The sequence below is a fragment of the Gemmatimonas sp. genome (genome assembly GCF_041689975.1).
Lineage (GTDB): Bacteria > Gemmatimonadota > Gemmatimonadetes > Gemmatimonadales > Gemmatimonadaceae > Gemmatimonas.
Window position 1 is genome coordinate 1 of sequence record NZ_JBDNFF010000185.1, and the last position, 10515, is coordinate 10515.

General features: G+C 65.6%; 8 protein-coding genes and 1 pseudogene. 6 read left to right on the plus strand and 3 right to left on the minus strand.

The annotated features are described in order from the left end of the window. The coding region (locus ACESNG_RS11920) for a cytochrome c (RefSeq protein WP_373069121.1) at positions 1–1283 on the minus strand (1283 nt) is incomplete at its 3' end. A gap of 214 nt (positions 1284–1497) precedes the next feature. Here ACESNG_RS11920 and ACESNG_RS11925 point away from each other — a divergent pair. Beyond that, complete coding sequence (locus ACESNG_RS11925) at positions 1498–4323, plus strand: protein kinase domain-containing protein (RefSeq protein ID WP_373069123.1); 2826 nt, start codon at positions 1498–1500, stop codon at positions 4321–4323. A gap of 6 nt (positions 4324–4329) precedes the next feature. Here the strand turns inward: ACESNG_RS11925 and ACESNG_RS11930 are convergent, their stop codons facing one another. Beyond that, positions 4330–5235 carry a VOC family protein gene (locus ACESNG_RS11930; RefSeq protein ID WP_373069125.1) on the minus strand — a complete coding sequence of 302 codons (906 nt, stop codon included), beginning with the start codon at positions 5233–5235 and terminating at the stop codon, positions 4330–4332. Positions 5236–5267: 32 nt separating this feature from the next. Further along, positions 5268–6908, minus strand: a complete 1641-nt coding sequence (locus ACESNG_RS11935) for a potassium transporter Kup (protein WP_373069127.1) — start codon at positions 6906–6908, stop codon at positions 5268–5270. A 69-nt stretch (positions 6909–6977) separates the two neighbouring features. Here ACESNG_RS11935 and ACESNG_RS11940 point away from each other — a divergent pair, with 69 nt between their 5' ends. The 5 genes and pseudogenes from ACESNG_RS11940 to ACESNG_RS11960 form a co-directional block, all read left to right on the plus strand. Continuing rightward, positions 6978–7142: a hypothetical protein gene (locus ACESNG_RS11940; protein ID WP_373069129.1), complete on the plus strand. Its 165-nt coding sequence runs from the start codon at positions 6978–6980 to the stop codon at positions 7140–7142. Then, entirely contained in the window at positions 7139–7843 is a 705-nt protein-coding gene (locus tag ACESNG_RS11945) for a bifunctional 4-hydroxy-2-oxoglutarate aldolase/2-dehydro-3-deoxy-phosphogluconate aldolase (protein WP_373064202.1), read from the plus strand. Before ACESNG_RS11940 ends, ACESNG_RS11945 begins: the two co-directional genes overlap by 4 nt. Then, a complete protein-coding gene (locus ACESNG_RS11950; RefSeq protein WP_373064204.1) occupies positions 7840–8850 on the plus strand; it encodes a PfkB family carbohydrate kinase in 1011 nt (336 codons plus the stop codon). Before ACESNG_RS11945 ends, ACESNG_RS11950 begins: the two co-directional genes overlap by 4 nt. 4 nt (positions 8851–8854) lie before the next feature. After that, positions 8855–10152: pseudogene (locus ACESNG_RS11955) on the plus strand (MFS transporter). Positions 10153–10225: 73 nt separating this feature from the next. Beyond that, on the plus strand, positions 10226–10515 hold a 290-nt coding region (locus ACESNG_RS11960; RefSeq protein ID WP_373069131.1), incomplete at its 3' end, for a hypothetical protein.

Consider the following 10515-nt stretch of genomic DNA (forward strand, 5'->3'; position numbering starts at 1 on the left):
GCAAACATGTAGTACGTCTGCCAATTGAAGTCGTAACGCGGCACGTCGAGGATGACTTCACGGGTACCGTCCGGCTTCTCCAGGGTGTACTCCCAACGCGTCCCCCGCACGTGCGTATGCGGGAATAGGCCGTAGATCTTGACGGGCTCGTTGATCGTGATGGTGCTCGGCACCATGACATCCTTCTGGCCCGCCGGCAAGGTGAATCTGGCATTCAAGAAGGCGCCCGCATACACCCGCTCGGCGGGCACGGCCTTGGCAAACTGGAAGCCCACGCTCGACCGATCCTGCACTTCGTGGCCGTGCGCCGTGTAGTGCACCTGGAAGACCAGCGTGGTCCCCGCCGGGATCCGCAGGGCCGTGCCTTCAGGAAAGCGCACCATGTTCGTACCGGGAGCGGTGGTGCCGATCATCGTCGTCCCATTGCGCATCCGCGGGGCATAGCGGGTATCCACACGGGGCGGATCATCGGGGATCTTGCTGTTCTCGTCCACCGAAATCGGTGGCTTCGGGGCCGGACCAGCCGGGCGTGCGGCCGGCGCGGATGGATCCGACGCGGCCGGAGCAGCGGCTGTCGTTCTCGCGGGAAAAGCAGTCACAATCACGTGGTGCACGACTTCGCGCGAACCGGGCATGATCTCGACCGCCTGCACCCACTTGTCTTCGGTAAAGTTGGTGGGCACCTCGAAGTACTGATACTCGATGGTCCCCGATGCCGGCACCGTGAACGCTTCGGCCATCGTGAACACCACATCGGGCGTTCCGATCTCCCATCTCGACGCGAAGCTGGGTGCTGGTGGCAACGACTTCGGGTTGCCGATCTTGGCGCCGCGATCGACCCAACGCATGATGGTCTGCTTGTCGAGATCGGACAGGCGACGGTCATTGCTGAAGACACCATGAACTCCTTCCGCGTGCCAGGGCGGCATGTATCCGGTGCGCACGGCGTCGCGGATGTCGTCGGAGTACGCTTTGACGGAGTCCACGTTCATCATGGAGAACGGACCGAGACCACCGTCACGATGACAGCTGGCGCAGTTGCGATAGAGCACCGGCGCCACATCCTTCGCGAAGTCCGGCGCCGTATCCTGAGCGGCCAGCGGCGTGTCGTCATGCGCAACGGCGAGGCCGATGAACGAGGCCGCGCCAGCGCGAGAAGGGTCGTCAGCGTGATCCGGCCAACGCGGCGACGAAGCGGAAGAGGCGAAAACATGGGCAGGGTGGGAAGGGTATGATTCGGAGAATGGGTCGCGCGCAAAGGAATAGGCGGCGTCCAGCTGCATTTTGGCTCATTCAGAACGTACCGTTCCGCGGTCGGACCGTCAGGGCGCACGACGCATTTCCTTGTACGGGGTGACGCGCCGACACGGCGCCTCTCGGTATGCTCCTCGTGTACCGCGCGGCTGCCGCGCCCACCGCGCCGATCGACCTGAGCCATTCTCCCAGCCACCGGATTTTACCGAACTCCTCCGTACCGCCCTGGCCGACCGGTACGACGTGCTGGGCGAGATCGGACGTGGTGGCATGGCGGCGGTGTATTCGGCGCGCGATCGTCGACACGACTCCCGGGTGGCCATCAAGCTGCTCCTCCCCGAGATCGCGTGCGCCGTCGGCAGCGCGCGCTTCGTTCGCGAAGTGCAGCTCACCGCGAGCCTCCAGCATCCGCATATCCTGCCGGTCCTGGATTCCGGCGTCGCCGGTGGACTCCCCTATTACGTCATGCCCTTCGTTGACGGCGAGTCGCTGGCGCAGCAACTGACTCGCGAGGAACGATTGCCGCTCGACGAAGCGGTTCGAATCGTCGCTGAGGTCGCCGACGGTCTGGCGCACGCGCATGACATCGGCATCGTCCATCGTGACGTCAAGCCAGCCAACATTCTCCTCTCGTACGGTCGTGCCGTGATTGCGGACTTCGGTGTGGCGAAGGCGCTTGACGACAGTAGCGCTGACCGGCTCACGGCGTCGGGTGTCGCCGTTGGCACCGTGTGGTACATGAGTCCGGAGCAGGCGACTGGAGGCAAGATCGACGGGCGCAGCGACCAGTACGCGCTGGGCTGCGTGCTATATGAGGTGCTCGCGGGATCCCCGCCGTTCACCGGTTCGAGCGTGCAGACCGTCATGGCCCGCCATGCCATCGACCCCGTCCCGAACATCCGCACAGTGCGTGGCAGTGTGCCGCAAGCCCTCGCCGCCGTGCTGGAGAAGGCGCTCGCCAAAGTGCCGCAGGACCGCTACCCCACGATGGTCGCCTTTCGCGACGCGTTGGTGCGGTCGGCAACGATGCCCGTCACTTCACCCTCCGTGCAGGCGCCGATCACGCGCGCGCGAACTCGTTCGACCTCTTGGGTCGCCGTCGCGGCACTGGCGGCGATTGCCGGGTTGGGCGCCTTGGCGGTTACGCGTCGAGCCCCATCAGTAGCCGCGCTCGACGCGCAACGGGTGATGGTGTTTCCGCTCGTGCTACCCGTAGACTGGCGCGGCTCCCGCAGCGCCGGCGAAGACGTGGCCACGATGATCGGCAGCGCGATGGATGGCGCCGGTGCACTGCGCTGGGTCGATGGTTGGGCTCACCTTGCCCCAGCGCAGCGGGAGGATGTTCGCCTCTTCTCGGCCTCCGACGGCCTCGCGCTTGCCCGCGCCCAACGGTGCGGCTTCGTAATCACGGGGCGCGTGATTGCGCGCGGCGACTCGGCCGACGTCCTGCTCGAGCTGTTCGACGTAGCCGGCGACTCGATCCTCGCGCGCGCCCCGGCGCGCAGCGCGGCGCTCGGCGAAACCTGGCGCGGCGGACTCGCCGCCGTCTCGGCGCTTCTCCCACGACTGATACCGACCGCAGTTCCCGACGTCGAGGCGTCGTGGACATCGCGCCCGCCGCAAGCGGTCGCCGATTATCTGCTTGGCGAGTCGGCGTTCCGTCGCGTGCGCATGACCGAGGCGCTGGCCGCGTTTCGGCGCGCCGTCCAGGCCGATTCGAGCTTTGCGCTGGCGGCGGTGCGCGGCGCGCAAGCCGCATCCTGGAGTCATCGCACCGATGAGGCCTCGCAGCTCGTTGCTATCGCTTTGGCGCATCCACTCTCACCACGCGACGCGCACTTTGCGCGCGGCCTTTCGGCGTATCTCGATAGACGAGCGGATTCTGCCGTGAAAGAGTTGCGGCGTGCCACCACGCTCGATTCATCGATGGTGGTCGCCTGGGCACAACTCGGCGAAGTCTTCATTCACCTCCTGCCCAGCGAAGGGCCCGCGGACTCCCTTGCCGCCCTGGCGTTCGGAGCCGCCCAACGGCTCGACTCGACGTACGAGGCCGCGTCCTTTCATCTGGTTGATATTGCCGCCCGTCGTGGTGATACCGGCCGCGCGCGCGCGTTTGCGGCGCGGTTTGCGCGCACAACGATCGACACGCAACTCGTGCACGAAGTCACGCTGATGGCCTCGTGCGACGCGAGCGGGTTTGCTGGAGTGCGCGCCGCAGCCCTGAGCGCACCACTGGCCCTCGTGAACGCCGCCAAGACGCTGGCGATTTCACCGGTGACGGCGGCGTGCGCGCATCAGGGCTATTCAATCTTGTTGCAGGTCGATACCGCCACCACGGACGACGCGGATGGTCGCCGATTCGCCGCGCTGGCCGGCCTCGTCGCGCTCGACGCTGCCCGCGGCCATGGCGCGGACGTGGTACGCACCATCGAGCAGTTTTATGCACGTTGGCGCTCCGGACGGTCACTCTACCTGTTGGCGGCGCCAGTCCTGCCTGCCCTCGCCGACAGCGCGCGGGCGGTGGCTCTCGCCGACTCGATTGCCCACGGTCCAACATTCGCCGTGCGCCCAGCGCCCATGCGATTGTGGGAGCTTGGCGTCTGGGCGGCATTCGATAAACACGCCCGACTGTCGTCAGTCATCGCGAAGAGCCTCGGGACTCGCGCCATGACTGGCTCGCGCCTGGATACACTGGTGGCCGTTTCCGCGGGTGCACACGCCGCGCTCGCCGCGGGTGATACGTCCTTGGCCGTCGAGCGCTTCACGGAACTGATCCGCACCCATTTAGTAAAGACCAATAAGCTTCCCTGGGAGGAAGCTGCCGCGTTGGGTATCGATCGACTCGTACTCGGCACCGTGCTGCTGGCGCGCGGCGAACCGGCGCGCGCCATCGCCGTCCTCGATGTCCTCGACTCGGCCATGCCCGTGTATTTCCCGCTGTCTCAGGCCTCGAGTCTCACACTCCGCGCGCGGGCCGACGACGCGCTCGGGGCATCGACGACTGCGACGCGCCTACGCAAGCGGCTCACCGATGTCATGCAGAGCATCAAGGGTCCGGCTGCGCGCTGATGCGGCTTACCCACGAGCGCGCATCCGGACCGGCGTGCCCCATGGATCGGCAACGAGTATCCCGGTCGGTTCATCGGTAAGCGAGAGACCACGCGACGCCAGATGTGCACGCAACTCCGTCACGTCAACGGCCGTTGGCAACACGAGGGTCCACACCATCAGCTTCGCGTCGAGTTCGCGCGGCGCAACCGCCCCGCTGGCCCAGGTGTTGGTGCCGAGATGATGGTGGTACCCGCCGGCGCCAAGAAACAGCGCGCCGGGATAGCGCCACACCATGCGATCGAAGCCCAGCCCCTCCGCGTAGAACGCATCGGCCGCGGCCAGGTCGCCGACGTGCAGATGCACATGTCCTATCACGGGGTCGCTCGGCATGCCGGTCCAGGGCGCTCCCTGCGCGACACGCACGAGATCGTCGAGATCAAGTGGATTGCTCGCCATCAGAAGTTCCTGATTATCGCGACGCCACGCGTCTCGTGGGCGGTCCACGTACACCTCGATACCGAGACCGTCGGGGTCCTGCAGATACAGCGCTTCGCTGACCAGATGATCACTGGAGCCCGTGCGGGTGCCGATCTTCGAGAGGTGCGTGATGAATCGGCCCATCGCGGACCGGTCGGGGAGCAGGATCGCGAAATGATAGAGCCCGAGGCGTGAGCCGGGCGTCACCGGGCGCGTACCCGCGACTTCACGCAACACCACCACCGGTTCCGTCGTCTCGACCGCGGCCAGCGACGCCGTGTGGTCGTCGTGTGCAAGCACGGATAGCCCCAGCAACTGCTGGTAGTACTCGAGCGAACGAGCGAGGTGGCTGACCTGCAGCTCCACGGCGCCCAGACAGGTAGCCGGAGGCAAACGGTAGCTGGCCGGTGGACGGCCATAACCGCCGGACATCGCCTGACTGCTGACATCCATCGGATAATCCTCCATTCGCACGCATCGCGCGCTCAGAATTCGATCTGCGCGCCCATCTCTACGACTCGATTCGACGGCAGCTGGAAGAACTGTGCCGCCGACTGCGCGTTGCGCGCCATCAGTACGAAGAGACGCTTCCGCCATCCCGCTATTTTGGTCGATCCCGTGGGGAGGAGGCGTTCGTGTCCCACGTAATAGCTCGTTTCCATGGGCCGAGCGACGATGCCATGCTCTGCGCACTGCGCGAGTAGTGCGGGGACGTCAGGGCTCTCCATAAAGCCATAGCGCGCCGTCACCCTCCAGAAACCGTGCTCGAGCGGCTGGACCGTCACGCGCTCCTCGCGCAACACGGCAGGCACATTGCTCGAGGTGATCGAGAGCAGGACCACCTGCTGGTGCAGCGCCTTGTTGTGTTTCAGATGATGCAACAGCACCACCGGCGCGCCCTTGCTGTCGCTGGTGAGAAACACGGCCGTGCCGGGCACGCGGTGAGCCGGCCGGCGGCCCAGCTCATCGAGCATCAGCTCGAGCGGCAAGCCAGCCTGCTGCATCAACTGCTGCAACGCGTGGCGTCCGCGTTTCCACGTAGTCATCAACAGAAGCAGGGCGGCCGCGAGCGCCAGCGGCACCCAACCGCCGTCGGCGATCTTGATCACGTTCGCACCCAGAAAGGTGAAGTCCACGACGAAGAAGAACGCAGCCAGCCCGAGCACCTGCCAAAGCGGCCAGTTCCATCGGGTCCGCGCCACCGCGGCAAACAGCAGCGTGGTAATCGCCATCGTGCCATTGATCTGCGGGATGTAGATCTGCCCGTACTCCTCCTGTGACGTCTGCACGATCGTCATGCGCGGCAAGGAGCCGAGTTGAATGGACTGCCGCGCGAGTGAAAACGCGCCGGAGATGAGCGCTTGCGACGCGACGATCGCGGCCATGGTCGCGATGATGAGCAGCGGCACGAGAAACCACGATGGCGCCAGCAAATAAAATGGATTGCTCACCGCCGCTGGGTCGCGCAACAGCAGGGCCCCCTGACCGAAATAGTTCAGCAGCAGCGCGGGCAGCACGACCGCGAAGAAGGCGCGACGGATCGGTACTTTGCCGAAGTGTCCCATGTCCGCGTACAGCGCCTCCGCACCGGTGACGGAAAGGAACACCGCACCGAGCGCCACGAATCCACCCGCGCCGTGATGCAGCAGGAAGCGAAAGCCATGCAGCGGGTTCAGCGCATTCAGCACCTGCGGCGTGTCGATGATCGACGCCAGTCCGAGTGAACCGATCACGAAGAACCACAGCAACGTGAGCGGGCCGAAAGCGCGGCCGACTTTGGCCGTACCGAATCGCTGCGCGGCGAAGAGGGTCACCAGAATCACTAACGTGATCTCCACGACGTACGGTGACAGCGTCGGCGTTACGATGTCGAGGCCTTCAACCGCGCCCAGCACCGAGATGGCCGGGGTGATGATTCCGTCACCGTACAAGAGTGCTGTCCCGAACACACCCAGCAGACGATCCTGCGCAGCGCTCAGGTCGCAGGCGCGGTTCCAGCCACGCTGGTGTTCGGTTTTGCGGCCCACCTGCTGTTTCTGCGCGGCGATCTGCAAGCGCAGCGTGCGCGCGCCGGTCAATCCGTTCCTGCCGATCCCGGTGGCGAGCGGATCACGGCGCAATGGCACGCCAGCGGAATTCCGGCAACGAGCGACCACTCGACTCGGACCACGCCTGACTTCAAAATACTGCGCGCGATGGTCGATTGTATCACCGCCGACGAGGAGCTCTGGGGAGTGGACCTGAGCGCACTTCCGACGTTCGCCGAGGCGGTCACCAAGCAACTGTCCCACATCCTGACAAACGGCATCGACGCAGCACTCGCCTCGATGCTCGAATCCATGCCCGACGGAGCATCATGATCGACGCCCTCGACATCATGCGCGGTGTGACTCCCGCCCGTTCGGCCGCGCGGCGCGCTGTGGTCGATGCGCTGCTCGCGCACGGGGCGGTCGCGGTCGTTCGTTTGAGTGATGCCAGTCGCGGACGCGACGTGGCGGCCGCACTCATGGCGGGCGGAGTGCACGCCATTGAAGTCACACTCACCACACCGGGGGCGCTGTCTCTCATCGAGACGCTGCGGAACAGCGACCGCTCGCTACTGGTGGGCGCCGGTTCGGTACTTGGCGCCCAACCAGCACGCGCGGCCATCGAGGCTGGCGCGCAGTATCTCGTCAGTCCGGTGTTCGACGCCGACATGCTGGCCACCGCGCATACCTACGACGTTCCCGCGTTTCCGGGCGCCTACACCCCGACCGAGATCTTCCGCGCGTACACCGCGGGGGCGGATCTCGTGAAGGTGTTCCCCGCAGACACACTGGGCCCGGCGTACATCAAGGGCGTCATGGCGCCGATGCCGTTTCTGGAACTCATGCCGACGGGCGGCGTGACGCCGGACAACGTGGGCGCCTGGCTCGCCGCCGGCGCGGTGGCGGTAGGACTCGGTTCGGCGCTGGTGGATCCGAAGCTCGTGCAGGCCCGCGACTTCGCGACCATCACAGCGCGCGCGCGGAAAGTGACCGACGGAATTGCCGCGGCGCGTGCTGCGCGGGTCACCGTATGAGCGCCGCCACGGCACCCGTCGTCACCTTCGGCGAGGTACTACTGCGGCTGTCGCCGCCAGAGAGAGAACGCCTGTTTCAATCGCCATCACTTCGGACGTGGTGGGGAGGCGCTGAAGCCAACGTCGCAGCGGGGCTGGCCAACTTGGGTACGGCCTCACAGCACATCACGATTTTACCAGAAGGACCCATCGGCGACGCCGCCGTACGCGCGCTCGGCGCGGAAGGCGTGGATACCCGACACGTGCGGCGTCGTGGCGCTCGCATGGGTCTGTACTTCCTGGAGGGCGGCGCCGACCTCCGTCCACTGCGCGTGGTCTACGACCGCGCCCATTCCGCGTTCTCGCAACTCGCACCGACGGACTTCGACTGGGCGTCGATCCTGAGCGGGGCGCGCTGGCTGCATCTGACCGGGATATCACCGGCGCTGGGTGATGCGCCGTTGCGGTGCGTGCACGATGCGCTCGATGCTGCGGAAGCACATCGCGTACCCGTGAGTCTCGACCTCAATTATCGCCCCGCGCTGTGGGCCGGTCGCGACCCGCGCGCGATCATGCAGCCGCTCGCCGCGCGCGCGACGTGCCTGATCGCGAATCCGGGCGCCATCGAGGTGATGCTTGGCCACACGACCGCAGGCAACGCACCGGAGGCACCTGAGGCGATTCGCGCCACCGCTGAAGCGTTACACCGTGAGTACGGCTGTGCGCGAGTGGCGACCACGCAGCGTGAAATCCTCTCGGCCAGCGTGCACGGATGGCAGGCGCATCTCTGGGATGCCGCCACGAACGCGATGCATTACGGCGGCCGCTACGAGGTGCAACTGGTCGATCGTGTGGGCGGCGGCGATGCCTTCGTGGCCGGACTGCTGCATCAGTTGCTCGCGGATGCCCCATTGGACTACGCCGTGCGATTCGCCACCGCGGCCAGCGCGCTCAAACTGACCATCCCCGGCGACATCAACCGCGTGCGCGTGGCCGACGTCGAGCAGCTTCTCTCTCCCGCCACGTGATGCGATGACCACGCTCGACAAACCGGCGATGGCGAAGATCGGCGGATATCGCTGGACGATCTGCGCGCTGCTCTTCTTCGCGACGACGATCAATTACATCGATCGACAGGTCACGGGCATCCTCGCCCCGACGCTGCAGGCGGAGTTCGGCTGGTCAGAAGTCCAGTACGCCGACATTACGTCGTACTGGACGGCGGCCTATGCGATCGGCTTTCTGTTCGTGGGTCGGTTCATCGATAAGGTCGGCGTGCGCTTGGGCTTCGCCGTTGCCGTGATCGTATGGAGCATTGCGGCCGCAGCGCATGGACTGGTGCACAGCATGTTCGGTTTCGCGCTCGCGCGCTTCGTGTTGGGACTGGGCGAGTCGGGCAACTTTCCGGCAGCGATCAAAGCCACGGCCGAGTGGTTTCCGAAGCACGAGCGGGCGTTCTCCACCGGCATTTTCAACGCCGGCTCGAATGTGGGCGCCATGATCACGGCGATCATCGTGCCATGGATCACGCTCACGTGGGGCTGGCGCGAGGCGTTCGTCGTGACTGGCCTGTTCGGTTTCGTGTGGCTGCTGTTTTGGTGGCCCACATACACGCGCCCTGAAGAGAGCAAGAAGCTATCCGCCGCCGAGCTGTCGTACATCCGCGAGGGGGGACGGAGCACCACGAACCCGTAACGCCACTGCGCGTGCGCTGGCTGCACCTGCTGAGCTTCCGTCAGACGTGGACCTTTGTCGTGGGGAAGTTCCTCACCGACGGCGTCTGGTGGTTTTACCTATTCTGGCTGCCCAAGTTTCTCGACGCGCGCTATGGCATCAAGCTCGGCAAGCTGGCCTTACCCATCATCATCATCTACCTCGTCGCCGATATTGGCTCGGTCGGTGGTGGCTGGTTGTCGGGCGCACTGATCAAGCGAGGCTGGGAAGTGCACAAGGCTCGCAAAACCGCTTTGCTGATTGCGGCTCTGCTCATCGTGCCGACGGCGATGGCGCCGCTCGCCAACTCGCTATGGGTTGCGGTCGCGCTCGTGAGCGTGGCCGCGGCGGCGCACCAGTGGTGGTCGGCCAACCTCTTTACACTCACCAGTGACATGTTTCCGCGTCAGGCCATCGGGTCGGTGGTCGGACTCGGTGGCTTTGCGGGGGCCTTAGGCGGCGTGCTCTTTCAGCGGCTCACCGGCAAGATTCTCGAGTCGAGCGGCAGCAACTACCTGCCGGTGTTCATGATTTGCGGATCGGCGTACATCACCGCGCTGCTGATTATCCATCTGCTCGCTCCGCGTATGGAGCCGGTCACGCTCGAGAACACGTAAGTATCCCGATCGGTCGCTGGCTGAGCACGGTGCGCCGGCGGCCCTCCATGCGCGAGAGTACGTAGACCAGCACATGCGGACATACCGCGCAGGGGCATCCATCGCTACATTCACGGCGATGGACGTCGGCCGACGCATCGCCGCCATCGCGCTCTTCGGAGTGCAGCTGCTGCAGGGAGTTTTTCCAGCCGCCGGTGTGGATTGTGAACGCCACACGGTCGTGGTCGCGGCGCCAGTTGCCGCATTGGCTGCTGAAGTGGCCTCCGCCCATTCCCACCACGGCGCGCCCGCAGTCGTTTCTACCGACGCCCCGATGCCGGTGCCCATCCAGCATCGGCACGCACCGGCCGCCTGCCCCATGGC